Origin of the sequence: Paenibacillus sp. RRE4 (assembly GCF_031844205.1) — a bacterium.
In the GTDB taxonomy this organism is placed as follows: domain Bacteria; phylum Bacillota; class Bacilli; order Paenibacillales; family Paenibacillaceae; genus Paenibacillus; species Paenibacillus xylanexedens_B.
Genome location: NZ_JAUZUT010000001.1, coordinates 1922198 through 1940505, shown reverse-complemented (window position 1 = coordinate 1940505; position 18308 = coordinate 1922198). Strand labels below are relative to the sequence as shown.

Genomic DNA, 18308 nt, shown 5'->3' with positions numbered 1-18308 from the left:
AGCCCTTAATACTCTGTATATTCATCTTCTATAAATCTTTGTGTGCAAAAGGCCTGAAATCCCCGGTTACAGCCAGCCGCTCGCTTCCTTCGAGATAGAACCGATCCTCTGCTCTCCACGTATGGCTCGCTTTGTTTTGCCTTCGCAGATACACATAGTTGTAAGGTGAGGTCGCATATGTTTTATAACCTCTCTTCCTGCATTGCCGCAGAAATGTGACATCCTCCCCAACCGAACGATCCGTGAATCGAACCCGCTTTAACACCTTTTTTCTGAATAACAAGGTGCCTCCCTGAATGAATTCCACTGGTTTATTGCTCTCGCCCGGTGATCTCACCAACAATGTTCGGGAAGCTTCCAGATAGACCAAACAGGAGTGTTTGCCTACAATATCACTACCGGATCTTCTGAGCGCACGCACCTGTTCTTCCAGATAATAGGGAGAGTAGTAATCATCATCATCCATTTTGGCCAGGAGTGAAAAGCGGGCTCTCGTCATTCCAGCGTTCAAACACTGCCCCAGTGATACCCTCTCTGGCACCCGGTATACATGAACATTTGCGTATTTCTGTACCTTTTTCCGAACCAAACGCATGTTCATGCTGTCCAAATTCAGAATAATAATCAGTTCCTTGGCCTTGTAGCGCTGTCGAAGATAATTTTTCAGGATGTTATCGAGAAATTGTGGGCGATTGGTACAAACCACGATGGAAACTCCTGGAGAAGTACGATATTTAGACACAACATCCCCCTCTTTTCCGCTTATTTTCTCTCATCCTATGTGCTTGGTTCTTACCAGGTATGGACTGCTCCCTCTAGTCTTTAAAAATAATAAAAACCTCTGCCCTGATTACAGGGACAGAGGTTTACAGGAAAACTGATTTTTTAGCATTATTCATGATCATTGCTTATTTGCTAAAAGAATACATTACATTCACAGCAAAGATAAGTGTACGCACGTCTCCGTTAATTATTAAAGTATACGGCTTTGCCCGTGTGTGCCGACTCGTAAATAGCTTCCAAAATCTGTGATACCACCAGCGCCTGTTTCGGTGTTACCACCGGCTCCAAATCTTTATCGATTGCTTCAATCCATTTGCGCATCTCCACATCTGGTGCATTTTCGGACTGCCCTTCATAGAAGTCTACACCGCCAGAGCTGAGTTCAATTTCATTGGTATACAGACGGCTGAACTTCTCGCCATTGATACGCAGTCCGTTTTTCATGTCCGCGCCTGCCTCGGTGCCACTCAGACTGCATTTAGCTTCATCCACATCAAGCGAGTTCAGCGCCCAGCTGGATTCCAGCATAATCGTTGCTCCGTTTTCCATGACAATCATACCAAAAGCTGAATCCTCCACTGAAAATTTCTGCGGGTCCCACGGCCCCCAAGCATTCGCTGCATTTTCTCTCTGGGAGAGCTCATGATGCGTGGTGCCAAGTACCACTTTCGGCTGATAATTGTCCATCATCCATAAGGTCAGATCCAGTGCATGTGTTCCGATGTCAATCAGCGGGCCGCCGCCTTGTTTCTCTTCATCCAGAAACACCCCCCAAGTCGGCACGGCTCTTCGTCGAATCGCATGGGCTTTGGCAAAATAGATCGAACCTAACTCGCCCGCTTCGCACAGTTGCTTTAAAACCATGCTGTCCTGCCGGAATCGGTTGTTGTAACCAATCGTCAATTTTTTACCTGTACGTTCCGCCGCTTCCAACATAAGCTGCGCTTCAGCCGCAGTCTTGGCCATCGGTTTTTCACACATCACATGTTTGCCAGCCTCCAGCGCAGCTATTGAAATCTCCGCGTGGGAAATGTTCGGGGTAAGCACATGTACAATATCAAGTGAATCATCCTTCAGCAGTTCCAGGTAATCCGTGTATATCTCGGCATCGGCAGAACCGTACTGTTTCTTTGCCTCTGCGGCACGCTCTTCCACGATATCACAGAAAGCAACCAGTTCAACGTTCTCCAGCTTACTCAGACTTGGCAGATGTTTGCCATTTGCGATTCCGCCACAGCCAATAATTCCAATGCGATATACTTTACTCATCATAAGTCACCCTCACTTTAGTATTGGTTGTTTCATTTTGCGAAAAGCCGACGGGGTCATCCCGAGGCGTTTGCGAAACACAGCATGTAAATAGTTGGCGTTGTTAAAGCCGGAGCCAACCGCAATTTGCTCAATGGACACATTGCTTTCCTGTAAATTCCGGCACACCGCGCGCAAGCGAATGTCCTCCAGCACACGGCTGAACGGCATATCAGGCTGTACCTGATAAAAAATGCGTTGCAACTGGCGGCTGCTGATGTGCAGCTTCTCGGCAACATGCTCCAGCGTCACCACAGAAGCATGGTTAGCCTCCATATACTGTAAGGCATAATGGTATCGATACACTGTCATATCCCTTACAGGGGCTTCAGCTCGAATCCCGCCCGTATCGTAAGCGCGAACCGTTTTTAATAAAATGCTAACAACCAGCTGCTTAATCGAGGTGTAGTATCCGACCATCTTGTGGTCACATGCTTCATACGCTTCGAGAAAACAGAGCATTGCACGGTGATAATCCTGAACCGGTTTATGCGGAAGTGTCTTTAGTTTTTCAATGGTCTCTTCCGATTCCGCAACTTCCCATGGATCGACATGTTCTCGTGGTTTATGCACGATATCCACATGAAGACACAACTCATCCATATCCTGCTCGGCATCAGCTTCCTGATAATGAACAACCCCTGGTCCAGTCAGATACAATACGCCTTCCGATAGTGCATGGGACTGATCATCAATAATAACTTTGCCTTTTCCTCTAGGAATGAGATGGAACTCATACTCCGCATGGTTATGAAAGTCGACAACCCGACCCGCTGGAAACGTCGTCAGGTGAAATCGCAGCACACGAATCTCGTAATGCCCCCATACCACGGTAATATCAAGCCGCTCCAGAAGATCCTGCCGATCAAGCATTTTCTCATAAGGATACAGACTCAAGATGCCTTCCTCCTTAACGCCTTGCAGGATGAATTTATATAAGTTGAACTAAAGGTTTTACACAGTCCACTCCGCTATAGTGTAAATAAATCATTCAACTTATATAATCCAATCTAATCCTGTATGGCCCTCTTATCAAAAACTTTGCAACTCAGTCAGCGCAATTCGTCTACCTTCCTTCGCTGAGCGATTCGCCGCTTCCATCAACCGGGTCAATTCCATCGCCATGTTGATGTTTGCGCTGTCCTCGGTATCATGTTGGATGTGTCCGACCCATTGATTGAATGCGCTTTCTACATTTTCAGCAACAGGAAGTTCGGTCCAATCCGTATACTGACCTTCCGCTACTTTCGTGCGGATCAACAATGTGGAATCCGGCGTGCCATACAGCAACGTGCCCTCTGTGCCATGTACTTCGATGGTGAAAGGTGAATGACTGTTCACAAATCCCGCTTCGACTACCCCAATCGCTCCTGATGCGGTTGAAAGGGTTGCCACTGCGTTATCCTCAACTTCTTTGCCTGTAATATAACCAAAGCTTGCGCTCACATCGGTAATTGGCTGATTTAGAAACAATCTCGTTAAATACATCGGGTGACAGCCCAGATCAATCAGTGCTCCGCCTTGACAGTCATGCAAATCATAGAAATGCTGAGGAAGCCAATCTGTGATTGCTCCATCATGGGATAATCGTGCCCTCACGTATGTAACTTGACCGAGTAATCCGCGCTCAAGCACGTCTTGAATGGTCAGCGTATATCCAGCATATAGACGCGGAAGAGAAACGGTCATTTTAACTCCGTTTGCCTCCACCTCTTTCAGAATAACATTAGACTCCAATTGCCTAGCGGCAATGACTTTTTCGGTGAAAATATGTTTCCCCGCCTTGGCAGCAGCCGTAATCACCTCTTCATGGAGACGTGTAGGCGCATCTACAATTACCGCATCAATGTCATCTTGTGCCAGCATATCCTCAAGCGATGAATAAAAGGGCACGTTCAAGCGGTCAGCGGCTTCCTGCCCACGCTTCGGGTCTTCGTCCCACACGGCGGCGATTACTGTATCCTTATGTTCCTGGGCTTGCTTGATGTAGTCCCATGCATGTACATGCCACAAACTGATTTTTCCAATTCGAATGGTCACGGATGTCATCCCTCCATAGTATATAATATTCTGACAACGTATCTATAAGGTATCACATGATTTATTTATTTTTAATCGAAACTCACGACAATTCATATATAAGATTACGACATTTAATTTTCCTCTCCCAAATGAAGGTGAACCAGACAAAAAAAGCGGCAAGCCCTGATTACTGGGCTTGCCGCTTCTACTGCCATAACCACATCTAAAATAAGTCATTCGTTAAAATTGCCTTTTTAATACGTTTGTCTTCTACTCAATTCATGATTCAAGACCTTCAGCAGGAGCAGAGCCTTTATCCGTTTGCTCCGATTCCAAATCACTTCCTGCTTCAGCTTCCTTCTCAGGAGCTGGCTGCCCTTCTGCTTTGTTTTCTCCTTGCTCTGCATGGACAAACAATTTTCCAGCGGCTTGAGCTTCAGCCTTGTTGCCTGCTGCATCCTGTGCCCGGATCACAATGACTCCACCTTCAAGCACAAGATTAGCAGGTGTTGTGTAAGAGCCTGTGTATACACCCGGTTCTGTTTCCACCAGAGGCACCTCTCCCGCACCGTCCGCGTTCAGATTCAAAGGCAACTGAACCCGGAAAGAAGCTTGCAATCCCGGTTTGCTTTTGAATGAAACGTTGAGACTTTCACCTGATGTAATTCGTACATCTTGGGCTGGTGTGATATCGGTAAGTTCAGGCACTTCCGTTTCCACATAAACCTTACGTGTTACTGTCGTTTTATTTCCGGCAAGATCGGTTGCCACAATTGTAATGATGTTTTCACCTTTGTTCACCAGTACGCGGTGACTGAACTTTCTGTCTCTGTCAACTTGCACGGTCTGACCATTCACGGTGACTTTGTCGAGGAATTGTTCCACCACAATGCCAGTCACATGAACGACCTCGGTATTAATCCGGCTTCCTTCCGCTGGACTGACAACGTTCACTTGAGGTTTGGTCTGGTCAAGGATGATAATGACTGGAAGCGAACGATCTGTCGTTTTACCATTAATGACAGCTTCTGCGGTAATCACATTAACGCCAGCCCGCAGCTTTACTCCATAAGAGAATTTCCCGTTATTTACGGTTGTTGTTCCTGCAGCATCCTTGTCATTGTAAAACTTGATCTGTGCTCCAGAAGCAGGAGATGTTCCAGCGACCGTAAAGGTAGACTGATTGGTATACGTATTCGCTGGTGGTGTAAGCACCGGAGCATTCACCGGATATTGTACCACCGCGCGGATCATGTAGTTCCCCTCTTCAGCAGGTGAAGCACTCCATGCCCCGCTTACACGCTGCCAGCTACGTGCCGCATAAGTCCCGTCCTCGTCCGTAGCCAGACCAGGAGCGGCTGTACCCGCTAAACTCTGGATATAAACGATGTAGAAATCACCTGTCACAATAATTGGCTCAGGGAATTCAACGGAAGTCCACTGATCGTTCCGCAGTGCAGTACCATTGAACGGTCCAGCAAGCTTTTTGCCTGGTGCGCCACCAGCGCCTGATGCATCATAAACCGCGTATTGGAAAGCAGTCCCACCAGGTACAGGCCACTCCGTATTCCAGAATCGGAACGAAGCTCCCGTGAGTTGTGCTGTTTCAAGCTCTGGAGTCATTCGAACGGCCCACGCATTATCGGCAGCATTAAATGCTCTTGCATTCTCGGCTGTACCGTCGTCATACGCAATTTCACCAGGGAAACCGATAAATGGTTTCAAAGCGATATTACTATCTACTGTGCCGTTGCCCGGTACAGTCACCGTAACTTTTTTGCTATAGTAGTCCGCCGCGCGAACCGACAACGTGTAACTTCCCTCTAACACTTGAAGCGTAAAGCTTCCGTCTGCTCCTGTACGAACCTCTGCGACTTTAGCATCCTCCACAACGAGCACCGAGGCATCCGCTATCGGTTGACCTGAGCGTTCATCCTTAACTACCCCTTTGATCTGTCCATAAGGGATCGTTTCCAGATTGAAGTTGGCTTTGGCTCCGCCACCATCTGTGATCGTCACCGTTTTCGTTTGCGGATAATAACCGTATGCTTCCGCTTTTAACGTATACTCTCCTGCAACATGCGTAAAGCTGTACTTGCCTGTTGACGAGTCTGTTTTCACGGAACGCCCGGTCTCAAGTACAGTGACCGTTGCACTCGCTGGCAGACTTTGTGGCTGAACTGAACCTGTTCCCGGTTTTAGGACGTCAGGCTCCTGTTGTTTCGTCTGATTGAACGTTGATTTGTCTGTACGCGTGACTTTGTACCATGGATTATCATAGTCCGGTTTAGGTTTGTCACTTGAAAGCACAACGGCTTCATCCTTTGTTACCGTTGGTGTAGCAACACCCAGTACACGGAAATCATCGATAAACCAGCCCGTTCTCACCACGCTGTTATCCGAGGTTAATCGGAAACGGAATTGAACTTCATTCCCGGTCAGTGCATTCAGTCCATAGAAGACAGGTGTCCACTGTTTTCCGTTGGTATTATGCGAGAATTTGCCGAGTTCCGTCCAGGTTGTTCCTCCATCTTTGGTTGCTTCGACATAACCGAAGTCATATCCACCTTCAATCTCATACCAGTGATTAAATGTAAGTGTCGCATCAGAGACATCCGTCAAATCAATCACCGGGGATACCAGCGAGTAGTTGGAACCATTCTCATACGTGTTGTCGAGATCGGTTGCCCACACATTAGGCGGGGATACCGCACTTAAAGGACCCGTTAACGGGATACCTCGCTCCCACTCATCCTTGGTTCCGGCATGAGTCCAGCCATTATCATCGTTTCCATCAAACGAATCGATATAAATATCTTCCGGCACCTCTACTGTAATGGAAACTTCATTCGATTTCTCACTTTCGTTACCACTATAGTCACGTGCCGCCACAGTGTAATAATACGTAGTGTTCGACTCCGTAGCCGTATCTGTAAATGTGGTTTTCTTCACCGTGCCGACAGCCTCATAACCGGAACTAGCCGTTTCGGAACGATAGACCACATAAGATTCAAGATCCTCATCATCCGAATCCGTCCAGTTCAGGGTTACGTTACCTAAAATATCCGCAGTTGCAGACAAAGCTGAAGGCGTTCCTGGAGCAATATCGTCTAGTTCCTGAACGGCAAAGTCATCAATATACCAGCCAGCTTTTTGAACTGTACCATCACTGGTCAGATTAAACTGGATAAACACCTGCTGTCCGGCATAATCACGCAGATCAATGTACTGTGTTTTCCATCCACCGCTCGTACCTGTGTAACTAAGCAGTTCCTCAAATACATAATCGTTGTCTTCAGTAGCAATGTATACCTTGCCAAAATCGAGATTATTTTCGAGGTCATACCAATGCTTGAATGTTAACAGTGCCCCTTCAGGGCTATCTGTCAGGTCAATCGGCGGAGCAAGCAAGTACGCGTTACTGTTAGGCAGATACGTGCCTTGCAGATTTGTAGCGATAACCTTTTCACCTGAATAAGCGGCCTTTGGTCCGCTCGCAGGTGCCCCCCAAACCCAGGTGCTTCCTGTACCGCCTGTAGTAAATCCAAGCTGATCAGCTTCAAAGTCCTGCAAATATCCAGGTTTCACACCATTAGACACAGCAATGTTATACACCTTGCTCTCGAATCCATTGTTGCCGTAATCATTCACTCGAATGTAATACTCCACGCCTTCTGGTTCAATCAGGAAAGCCGGAATCGTCGCAGTATACGTACCTGCTTTACTGTCTCCTTCAATCCGATTCATTGGCAGATAGACGTACTGCTTCGTGCCTTTGGTTCTGGCAAAAGCTTCGACGGAAACCACCGCTACATCATCTGTCACATGTGCTGTTAAAGGAATGTCCAGACCCGTAAACGCCGTATTTACTGGCGTGTGCTCCAGCACCGGCTCTTCCAAGTCATCGCCAGCCGTGACAACTCTCCCGGAGACCGTGCCGATGCCTTCGAGAACCGAACCAACCGCATCCAATGCGTTAATGATTCCGTGACCATAACCGTTATTCGGGGTAACCGGAAATTTGCTATCGGTTCGCGGTGTAGCCGTATCCATGATGATCTGTTCCAGCTGATCCACGTTAAGAGAGTGGTTCGCTTGAAGCAACAATGCTGCGAGCGCCGTCGTATGCGGACCTGCCATGGATGTGCCGTTCCATCCACCTTCATATGTACCTCCAGGCACGGCTGAACGAATGTTCACGCCAGGGGCGGATACTTCTGGTTTGATCTCATTATACGGGGATGGTCCAAGCAATGAGAATGAACCTAAATTGCCGTTAATATCGGTTGCTCCTGTAGCAAAACTCTCCGGATAGTTGGCCGGGTTCGCAACGGAACCAGGACCGCCCGGATTCCCCAAGCGTACATTCCCTGCAGAGAATTCAGGGAAAATCTGAGCATCACGCCAAGCCTGAACCATCGGTCTAAACCATTCGTCGAGCCCTGCGCCTCCGCCCCATGAATTGTTTACAACGTCCGGTGCAAGTTCAGGATGCAGATTGCCTTCGGCATCCACTGGGGCAATGAGCCATTGTCCGCCATCCAGAATAATGGCATCTGTTGTTTCCGGATTAAAAATACGCACTCCGATCCACTTTGCACCAGGTGCAACGCCGATCTTATTCGTGCCGTTCGCTTCGGAACCAACCATCGTTCCCATCGTGTGGGTACCGTGTCCATCCCCATCAGCAGGAAGAGTCGCGCCACTATGCGGATCGTACCAGCTTAGCTCTGGATCAACGACATTGCCTGAAGCGTCCAGACCACGCCATTTACTGCGAAGCGCAGGATGCGTGTAATCCACGCCACTGTCCAGGTTCGCAACTACGATGCCCGTGCCATCAATGCCTCGCTCCCAAACTGCAGGTGCATTGATGTAGTCAATATTCCATTCCACATTTTCCGTCTGTTTCTTCACCTTGGAATCCGCTTCTTTGATTGCGGTTCCTTGTGAAGCCGACTTTTTAGCCGGTGATTGGACGGAATCCTTCTCTGTCGAGACACTCGCTGGCTGCTTGCTTACTTCCGCCTTATCCAGATATCGCGTTTCGTTCGGCAGAATTTTCTCTACCTCTGGCAGCAACGCAATCTGTTCCATGACTTCTTTGGTACTGGTGACCGCGAGTGAATTCACGATAAAATAACTTTTATATTCTTTGACCTTCCCGAGGTCAATTTCCTTTTCCAGATAATTTTCGATCGAATATTGTGTCCGCGAGGCGGTTTCACGAAGTGAACTCACCACAGAGTTCCGCACAGAGAGCTTGGTTGCCGAAGGTGTTTCCTTGGCAATCGTTGCCTTTTCCATTGCTTGTTTGGAGACAGCCTTGGTATCCACCTGTTCCTTCATTTTGACAAGATAGGTGACATATTCGCTGCCTTCAAAGGCTTTGGTCAGTTTGGCATTCACTTTAGACGTTGAAACCTCAGCCAAGCTGGACTTCATATCGATTTTAGATGAGGATGAGTTCTGTGCAGAAACCGGAAGTGCCATTGATAATGCAAGGAGAAGCGAGAGCCCCATGGAAACGGGCTTGCGTAACGGTTTTAATTTAATCAAACTTTTCCACTCCTTTTACCCGGCTTTATTATTTGATCTAGTACAAGTACCCTTCTCTGTGAATGTATGCAATTGCTGATTTTGTAGCGGTGTAGTGAGCATCATCGGACATTATTTACTTCACCTTGCTTACCTTCTTTTCACTTCACATACGGCCTCACCTCCTTTACAGGTTTGGTTAGGAATATAGGGGGCTGGAACATTCGAAAATTGTCCATAGGTTAAATAAATGTGAAGAAATGGTGTTTAGATCAAAGTCTTTATGCTGACTGATGTCATCAATAATTAGTGTGGATGTCATAAGAGAGTAACCGGGATGTCGTAAACATTCGTGTGGAGGATATTCAGAAGTGATCGTATAACGCTTGCCGTGAAGTGGTATGTGAATCTGGGTGATTCGTACGGGTTTGAATAGTAGGGTACATCTTGAATTACATATAAAAGTTAAATTTAGGCTTTAATTGGATTTTATTGGTATAGTATAGTTTCAAACTGGGAACTGCACAAGCCCTTATTTGAAAAAAATAGAAAATAAGTCTATATCATGCTTTTGAATATCTATTGTATACACCTTCGACCTATACCCCTTTCGCATTTGCGCATAATCCAAAAAAAAAGAACCAGCTCTAACGCCGGTTCTCTTCACACTTAATCCAGATCAATTTTAAATACAACAGGTACGTTGCTCTGCACACTCGTAGTGGTAATCGTTAGAGCATTTTCATCCCGCTCCCAATTCGGCTGTTCTTCATATCCCAGAATCCGAACCTGCTCAATCATTCCATGAAAATGCGGAGATCCGTCTTTCAACGATTGAATGTGCACGATTCCGTTATCCGGGTACACCATTACCGTCGCATAAAGACTATTTCCTTTCACTGTAAAGCGTATATCCTCACATGTAAAAACCTTCGTATCCCCGTCCGTGAACTGGCCTTCCTTCACTTCTGTTGGCCCTTCCCCATACGTACGCCAGAACGAGGTCTCATAGATGGCCTCTCCGTTCACTTCCAGCCACTTCCCTATAGCCAGCAGAATATTGCGATCCTCGTCTGGAATCGTTCCGTCTGCACGTGGCCCGATATTGAGCAGCAGACTTCCATTTTTACTGACGATATCCACAAGATCCCGAATAATCTCTTCTGCCGTTTTGTACTCGTTATTTTCCGTATAACACCAGGAATTTCTCGCAACTGCTGTATCCGTCTGCCAAAAATAAGGCTTCAGCTCAGCGAATTGTCCACGCTCTACATCAGGAACCGCTGCACCAAACATGAACGCATCATGCTTGTAATTGATGGCAACCGGAATGCCCCACTCCTCGCCTTTATTATAATAATACGCTGCGAACTTTTTTAGATAGGGCTTGAACGCCGCCGTATGAATCCACCAGTCGAAATAGAACACCCTCGGTTGATACTCATCTACCAGTTCACAGCACCGAATGAGCCAATCCTCCAGGAATTCGTCCGAAGGCGGTGAGCCGTACAGGTCTTGAAAATCGGGAGGCTCCGGCATGGCGGGCCAATAGAAATCTCCGCAATGCAACGGTTCCTTGATATCGGAATCAAATTCTTTGCCATGAGACATGAAGAACCAGTGCTCGGCACGGTGGGACGACACACAGAAGGTCAACCCATGCTTTTCATAGGCGACTTTCATCTCACCTAACACATCACGTTTAGGGCCCATTTCATATGTGTTATAGTGAGAGATAGAACTTTTATACATCTGAAAACCGTCATGATGCTCGGCAACCGGCATTACATATTTTGCACCTGCTTGTTTAAAAAGAGTCGCCCATTCATCTGCATCAAAGTTCTCTGCCTTAAACATCGGGATGAAATCTTTATATCCAAACTCCTTATGATCCCCATACACCTCAAGATGGTGTTCATAAGCCTTGGACCCTTGAATGTACATATTACGGGAGTACCACTCACTATCATAAGCCGGAACCGAATACACGCCCCAATGGATGAAAATGCCGAATTTCGCTTTTGGATACCACTCGGGAACGACAATTTCACGAAGCGAAGTCCAGTTGTCCTTGAATTTTCCGTTAGCAATACGGGTATCGATATGTTGCAAATATTCATGCTTGTTCATGTGTTATCCCCACCCTTTCCTGGTTGACCACAGTTGTATTGTAGTGTGGCAGGATTCCGATGAACATGCAGAACTCTAACAATTAGATGGACGATAATAACCTTCAGGGAGATATGCTCATGGATCATCAAACACTGCTGACCAGCTATTTGTCGAATCTGGAAGTGGATCTGTTCATGGTGAATTACAATCGCTGCGGCCCGGATTGGAGAGATCTGGACTACATACCGGACTATAGCAAATTGTACTGGATCTGCGAGGGAGAAGGCTGGCTTCGCATCGGGGATCAGGAATATTACCCCAAACCAGGACAGCTTTTTTTGATGCCGGAAGGAATAAAGCAATCCTACTCAGCAATCAGTGACAAACCTTTCCTTAAATATTGGTGTCATTTTTCCGCTAAAGTCGGGGGGATCAATCTATTTCAGATTCTCCAATTCCCGCACGTTGTTAACATGGAACAGCCCGAACGATTTCAAGACATCTTTGACAGTGTGTTAACCTATGCGAATTCGAATGAAATTTACGCCCCTATGATGGCCAAGAGCAAATTGACAGAACTTCTTTCCTATTACATCATGAACTTGGATATGAACCAGATTACCTACTTGAATGTGCCCGTGGTTGAGAAATTATCCACCTTGCTCACCTATATTGATTCACATATTGAAGAGAACATGTCCGTTCAGGATTTGGCTAAGATGCTGCACATGCATCCGAATTATTTCATTCGTTTTTTCAAACAGCATATAGGCATGCCCCCCATCCATTATCTGACCAGCCGAAAAATAGATAAGGCCAAAGAGATGCTTCACTGCACCTCTCTAACGATGACTCAAATCGCGGGCAATCTCGGATTCAGCGATTCGTATTACTTTTCCAGACAGTTCAAGAAACATACCGGATTGAATCCCACCGAATATCGCAAGCAAACGACGGTAACCACATAAATTTCAAAATATAGTTCAACTCAAAAAAACATTCCCGCAAGTTTCATTTTTGGATTAAAATGGATGTGTGGCTCATTCTTGAAGAAAGGAGGTTCGTATATGACGAAGAAGACGCTCCTGCTAATTGCTGCTCTGTTTGTTGTCTCCTCGTTCGCTGCTTTGGCTTCGGCGGCACCGACAGACAACGGGTATAGCGTGTTATCTGATCGTGAAACGGGAACCGTTAAACCAAGATAACGATTCATCTTTCCATGCTGGACATCATGGTATACATAACTGATACAATTCTAAGTGTGCAAAAGCTTACACAAAAACAACCTCCTGACTTATGTTCAGGAGGTTGTTCGGTCACGTTAACTTTCAATATGCGCCATGCGTTATGAGCGCTATGGTTACTGCCAATTTCTTTTTCTAAGATAATACTCAAACACAAATGTTCCAAAAGGAAGCAGACCCGCCAGTAGGCCCATAATCCAAAGCGATATCTTCCACTTTTTGACCAAGCCTACATGTACCAGTGCAATGAGGTATAGAGGAAATAAAATACCATGAATCATCCCCAGTATGGCTACGGCTGAAGAAATATCCGCAAAATATTTGAGTGGCATTGCAATAAATACGAGCAGTAGAAGGGATATCCCCTCCCAAATACCTGCAATTCTGAAGCGACCTGTGACCGTGTTCATTCCGTATGCTCTCACCTTTCCGCTAAATCGTTTGTGAAATATGTAACTTATAACATGACGCTTTACAACGCTGTATTCGATTCTCACACAACGTATGTAAGCTCCTTCCCCGTATTATAAAACATGCAACCGAGTTAGATTTACTTTAAATTTGAATAATTGTTGAATAGAATCGATCGGATTTACGCCGTACGTATATTAACTCCGTTCAATAAACATCATTGCGGGTCAAACCACAATAAATCAATATCATACGTTTTGCTTCGCTCAAGTCGTTGCTCGTTCAACCAAACGGTATGCCAGTGATGTCGCCTTATGTTCCTCGTTCCCCAGCACTCTCCACAAATGATAAAAAGCCTGTTTCGCTTGCTCCGCAATCGGATTATGAATGGTTGTCAGCTCAAGCACACGTGACAATTCAATATCATCAAATCCCACAATGGCGAGCTGTTCTGGAACCCGTATGTTCTGTCTGCGCGCTTCACTCATGATGCCTATTGCCGCATAGTCGTTGGAACACAGCACCGCTTGGGGTAGCTCGCCCCCGTTGGCCATACGTCGAAAGGCTGTTTCACCGTCTGATGAAGTGAATACGGAATACTGATATGCTTCGGCCCACACGGGAAGTCCTTGGTTCGTCATGAATGTCTCATACGCTTCGCGGCGGCTTTTCGTATTCAGACTGTTACTACGGCCAAACACATTCGCAATACGTGTGTACCCTTTCGATACAAGATGCTCCAGCGCCAGTCTATACCCTTGAGCCTGATCCATTGCGATCGAAGGAATCTCGTCGTTCCCCATGCGTTGCCAGGACACCATCGGTCCATATTGCATATATGTTTTCAATTTCCCCGGATCATTCACACAAGTCACGATTAACAAACCATCCACACGTTTACTTCGCAAATCCTCGAATGCCTGCAGCTCAATTTGTTTATCACCGCGCGACATATACACGATCGTCTGAAAACCGTAATCCATCGCGGTATCCATAAATTGGTTAATAAAGGTCAAACTCAGTTCGTCAATCATCGCAGTGACAATCCCGATCTGCTTTGTCTGCCCTGTGGACAGAGAAACTGCATTCCGGTTCGGTATGTAGTCCAGCTCATTCATAATTTCGGTAATAATGCGTCTTGCTTCATCACTCACGTGTGGTGAACGGTTAATGACCCGGGATACCGTAGCCCTTGAATAACCGGAACGTTTCATAATTTCATCAAATTTGGACATGCCGATGCTCCTTTCCTGCGAATAAACGCCAAATATAGTATGCCTCATCTGCTCTGTAAAAGTAAAACTTGACGTGTAACCCGTTACAACGTGTAAGCTTTTTTTGAGAGAAAATACTACCGTGAACGTAGCACGTTCACCATGAATTAATGAATGGAGCGATCTATATGAGTAAATCTTCGAATCATACGTATTCATTTCCTGAAAACTTTCTGTGGGGCGGTGCCATTGCGGCGAACCAGGCTGAAGGTGCATACAATCTAGGCGGCAAAGGTTTGTCCACACAAGACGTTGCTCCCCGAGGTGTCATGGGTTCGATTACGGAAGAGCCAACGGACGACAATATGAAACTGATCGGTATCGACATGTACCACCGTTATAAGGAAGACGTGAAGCTGTTTGCCGAGATGGGTTTCAAAGTGTTCCGTACTTCTATCGCATGGTCTCGTATTTTCCCTAAAGGGGACGAGCTTGAGCCGAATGAAGAAGGCCTGCAATTTTATGATAATCTGTTTGATGAATGCCGCAAGTACGGTATTGAACCGCTGGTCACGTTATCCCATTATGAGACACCTCTGCATCTTGCCAAAGAATATGATGGATGGGTTAACCGGAAAATGATCGGCTTCTATGAACGCTATGCAACTACTGTTTTTAATCGATACAAAAACAAAGTGAAGTACTGGCTTACCTTCAACGAGATCAACTCTATCCTTGAATTCCCGTTCATGAGTGGTGGGATCTACACACCTAAAGAAAAGTTAAGCAAGCAAGATCTGTATCAAGCGATCCACCACGAACTGGTGGCGAGTGCATCTGCTGTGAAGCTATGTCATGAGATCATTCCTGATGCTCAGATCGGATGTATGATTTTAAGCATGCCGACGTATCCACTAACTCCGAACCCGGATGATGTGATTAAAGTCATGGAGTACGAACATAGCAATTATTTCTTCGGTGATATGCATGTCCGTGGACGTTACCCTGGTTACATGAAACGTTACTTCCGTGAAAACGGCATTGAGATTCATATGGAAGACGGCGATCAGGAGATGCTGCTTAACACCGTCGATTTCATCTCGTTCAGCTATTACATGAGCACATGTCAGACAGCCGATCCTGCCAAACAAGTGGCTGGTGAAGGAAATCTGATCGGCGGAATCCCTAACCCGTATTTGCCTGCAAGTGAGTGGGGCTGGCAGATCGATCCGCAAGGACTGCGCTATGTGCTGAATATGTTCTATGATCGTTACCAGAAACCGCTGTTTATCGTGGAAAATGGTCTCGGCGCAGTAGACGAGTTAATCACGGGTCCGAATGGCGAGAAAACCGTTGAAGATGATTACCGCATCCAGTATTTGAATGACCATCTCGTTCAAGTCGGTGAAGCCCTGGAAGATGGAGTAGACATTATGGGATACACCTCTTGGGGTTGTATTGATGTCGTGAGCGCCTCCACTGCGCAGTTGAAAAAACGTTACGGCTTCATCTATGTAGATCGTCACGATGATGGTTCAGGTACGCTCGAGCGTTATCGCAAAAAATCCTTCCACTGGTACAAAGATGTTATTGCGAGTAACGGAAATAGCCTGAAGCGTTAAGCTTCAAGATTTAAACTTTAGGGCATAAACTTCAAGGCGTAAACTACCTTAACCCTTCTTTCGGCAGTATACCGTCAGGCAAGCCATAGAATCCAAGCTTGGCATTCTGACAGTTCTGCCGAGGAGGGTCTTTTTTCATATCGCGCTACTCCATATTAATCTCCTTGATGACTCTTGCAGGATTCCCGCCTACAATCATATTATCGGGTACATCTTTCGTAACTACCGCCCCCGATGCAATAACCACGTTATCTCCGATGGTAACTCCTGGATTAACAATTGCTCTACCGCCAATCCATACATTGTTACCAATGGTTACAGGTTTACCGTATTCCGCTCCGGTGTTGCGCTCATGTGGATTAAGCGGATGAGTTGCTGTATAGATATGTACATCTGGTCCCAACAAACCGTTCTCTCCGATTCGAACTTCACATACATCCAGAATCGTACAGTTAAAATTGGCATAAAAATGATTACCTACGTGGATGTTATAACAGTTCCCCGCCCAGCATCTTCTGTTTCTCTGATTTGATGGTCATGTAAATCTCCTTTGTGCAGATCATAAATGTGTATTCTTTGTAAGTAAGTAGCGACGTTCATACAAGTTATAAAGCTTAACAACTTATACTTATACTTTTTAAAACTATTTTAATTATATGGGTTCATGATTGAAAATCAAGCCTCTTTTGTATTTTCGGCCTACGGACTCAGTCCGCTAAATAACGAAAAAACCTCTGTACTTCCGCAAAAATGCTGGAAACACAAAGGTTCTATTTGATTTTAAATATCGTTTAAATAATGTCTATGTGAATCATTGTATCCTCATGCGATCGCATGAACATGTTTTTCTTTCATACTAATGGCGAGAACGGCAGAACCAAGTCCAACACATACAAGGATAGCGCCGACCCATCCGGTGTACATAATGGAAGAGTGATCAATAACAAGACCGCCGATATAAGTTCCCAGTGCGATGCCCGCATGGGCTATACCTGAGTTCGTGCTAATTAGAATTTCAGATGTCTCAGGCGAAGTCTTAATAATCAGACTATTTTGTACGGGTGTAACCGTCCAGCTTAGAGCACCCCAGATACTTAACAGTAGCAGAAAAGCAATCAAAGGCAGTCCGGTGCTGAGAGGAATCACAGCCATACTGATCATAAATGGAACTAACACGATGATAATCGCTTTAGCAGGATGTAGCCGATCGGATAACATTCCTCCCATGCCTCCGCCTGCTACAGCAGCGAGTCCAAACATCATATAGATTAAGGTGATTGCCGTTGAACTAGCCCCTATGGTTTCCTGCAGAAACGGCGTAAAATACGCATATAATGTTAAATGCCCAGCCAGTACGAGCAGTGTAGTAGTGTGAATCGCCAGCATTTTCGGATTCCATAATGCCTTCAACTGATTTTTCAAACTCACGGCAGGAGCAGGTTGTACACGATCCATCGCAAGGCCAATCGCCACCATGACTAGCACGGTAAGAACCGCAATCAGCATAAATACTTCACGCCATCCAAGCGCATTACCGATAAAGATGCCAATCGGTACGCCGAGAATCAGAGACGCACTTCCTCCCATCGTTATCGTACCCACCGCACGTCCTTTATACTCCGGCTTAACAATGCGGGAAGCTAGTGTCAATGATAATACAAAAATAAGCGAACCTGTTGCGGCTCCAAGCATGCGCCCTGCCATTAACATATAAAAGTTCACACTAAACGCTGAGATCAGATTGCTGATCAGAAATACAAATAACGTAACCATATATACCTTTTTACGCTCGAATCGGGCTGTCATATTGAGTAGTATGGGTGCGGATACCGCATAGACCAATGAAAAGATTGAAATTAAATATCCCGCTTTGGCCAGAGACAGATGAAGATCCGTTGCAATCAGATCCAATATGCCTCCCAATATCAGTTCAACCGTTCCGACCACAAAGGCTGCAATGGCTAAAACATATACCTTTTTGTTCATCTTATAAAATCCCCCTAACAAGTTACAACTACGATAGTAACCTAATGAGAAGAAAAGTTCAATGAATA

Annotated in this window: 12 protein-coding genes and 1 pseudogene; 3 read left to right on the top strand and 10 right to left on the bottom strand. The window is 45.9% G+C overall.

The features are described 5' to 3' along the window. Window positions 1–28: 28 nt before the first annotated feature. The 6 genes from Q9R46_RS08775 to Q9R46_RS08750 all read right to left on the bottom strand — a co-directional run bounded on the left by Q9R46_RS08775 (window position 29) and on the right by Q9R46_RS08750 (window position 11781). The gene (locus Q9R46_RS08775; protein ID WP_311279710.1) at window positions 29–742 is read right to left on the bottom strand and encodes a glycosyltransferase family 2 protein; all 714 of its coding nucleotides are present in this window, start codon (window positions 740–742) and stop codon (window positions 29–31) included. A 224-nt stretch (window positions 743–966) separates the two neighbouring features. After that, window positions 967–2052, bottom strand: a complete 1086-nt coding sequence (locus tag Q9R46_RS08770) for a Gfo/Idh/MocA family protein (RefSeq protein WP_311280982.1) — start codon at window positions 2050–2052, stop codon at window positions 967–969. Between the two features lie 12 nt (window positions 2053–2064). Further along, window positions 2065–2988, bottom strand: a complete 924-nt coding sequence (locus Q9R46_RS08765) for an AraC family transcriptional regulator (protein WP_311279709.1) — start codon at window positions 2986–2988, stop codon at window positions 2065–2067. Window positions 2989–3123: 135 nt separating this feature from the next. Continuing rightward, window positions 3124–4131: a Gfo/Idh/MocA family protein gene (locus tag Q9R46_RS08760; protein WP_483874819.1), complete on the bottom strand. Its 1008-nt coding sequence runs from the start codon at window positions 4129–4131 to the stop codon at window positions 3124–3126. Between the two features lie 261 nt (window positions 4132–4392). Further along, entirely contained in the window at window positions 4393–9672 is a 5280-nt protein-coding gene (locus Q9R46_RS08755) for a S8 family serine peptidase (RefSeq protein ID WP_311279707.1), read from the bottom strand. Between the two features lie 648 nt (window positions 9673–10320). Next, window positions 10321–11781, bottom strand: a complete 1461-nt coding sequence (locus Q9R46_RS08750) for an alpha-L-fucosidase (RefSeq protein WP_145330483.1) — start codon at window positions 11779–11781, stop codon at window positions 10321–10323. Window positions 11782–11900: 119 nt separating this feature from the next. Here Q9R46_RS08750 and Q9R46_RS08745 point away from each other — a divergent pair, with 119 nt between their 5' ends. Together Q9R46_RS08745 and Q9R46_RS08740 are read left to right on the top strand one after the other, a co-directional pair. Beyond that, window positions 11901–12731 carry an AraC family transcriptional regulator gene (locus tag Q9R46_RS08745; protein WP_311279706.1) on the top strand — a complete coding sequence of 277 codons (831 nt, stop codon included), beginning with the start codon at window positions 11901–11903 and terminating at the stop codon, window positions 12729–12731. A 99-nt stretch (window positions 12732–12830) separates the two neighbouring features. After that, window positions 12831–12968, top strand: a complete 138-nt coding sequence (locus Q9R46_RS08740; protein ID WP_186331597.1) for a hypothetical protein — start codon at window positions 12831–12833, stop codon at window positions 12966–12968. A gap of 155 nt (window positions 12969–13123) precedes the next feature. On the opposite strand, the gene Q9R46_RS08735 is transcribed toward Q9R46_RS08740, so the two are convergent. Together Q9R46_RS08735 and Q9R46_RS08730 are read right to left on the bottom strand one after the other, a co-directional pair. After that, window positions 13124–13417 carry a DUF3817 domain-containing protein gene (locus Q9R46_RS08735; protein WP_311279705.1) on the bottom strand — a complete coding sequence of 98 codons (294 nt, stop codon included), beginning with the start codon at window positions 13415–13417 and terminating at the stop codon, window positions 13124–13126. A gap of 267 nt (window positions 13418–13684) precedes the next feature. Then, window positions 13685–14653, bottom strand: a complete 969-nt coding sequence (locus Q9R46_RS08730; RefSeq protein ID WP_311279704.1) for a LacI family DNA-binding transcriptional regulator — start codon at window positions 14651–14653, stop codon at window positions 13685–13687. A gap of 167 nt (window positions 14654–14820) precedes the next feature. On the opposite strand from Q9R46_RS08730, the gene Q9R46_RS08725 reads away from it, so the two are divergent. Beyond that, window positions 14821–16254, top strand: a complete 1434-nt coding sequence (locus Q9R46_RS08725) for a glycoside hydrolase family 1 protein (RefSeq protein WP_145330475.1) — start codon at window positions 14821–14823, stop codon at window positions 16252–16254. Between the two features lie 145 nt (window positions 16255–16399). Here Q9R46_RS08725 and Q9R46_RS08720 read toward each other — a convergent pair. Beyond that, a pseudogene (locus Q9R46_RS08720) lies at window positions 16400–16774 on the bottom strand (sugar O-acetyltransferase); the annotation flags it as partial. A gap of 302 nt (window positions 16775–17076) precedes the next feature. Continuing rightward, window positions 17077–18240, bottom strand: a complete 1164-nt coding sequence (locus Q9R46_RS08715) for an MFS transporter (RefSeq protein ID WP_311279703.1) — start codon at window positions 18238–18240, stop codon at window positions 17077–17079. Window positions 18241–18308: the final 68 nt, after the last annotated feature.